1 protein-coding gene is annotated in these 253 nt (G+C 45.5%); it reads left to right on the forward strand.

Annotated features, from left to right (window positions below):
* Positions 1-253, forward strand: a 253-nt coding sequence (locus tag JUI58_RS00725; RefSeq protein ID WP_204101834.1) for a choice-of-anchor Q domain-containing protein, incomplete at both ends; no start/stop codon positions are given.

Below are 253 nucleotides of genomic sequence, written 5' to 3' on the forward strand. Positions count from 1 at the left end.
AATTACCACCGATACCAGCAATATAAAAGGGATTGACCCTTTGTTACTCCCCCTTGCTAATAATGGTGGTTCAACCCAAACCCATGCTCTCAATGCGAATAGTCCTGCGATTAATGCTGGGAATAATGGTCTTGTCACCACCTCTACCGATCAACGGGGAGAAAACCGTATTTTGGGAGGAACTGTAGATATTGGAGCCTATGAATTTGTCCCCGTTTCCGTAACACCAACACCTGTCACGCCTGTTGTGAAT

Origin of the sequence: Spirulina sp. CCY15215 (genome assembly GCF_016888125.1) — a bacterium.
In the GTDB taxonomy this organism is placed as follows: domain Bacteria; phylum Cyanobacteriota; class Cyanobacteriia; order Cyanobacteriales; family Spirulinaceae; genus CCY15215.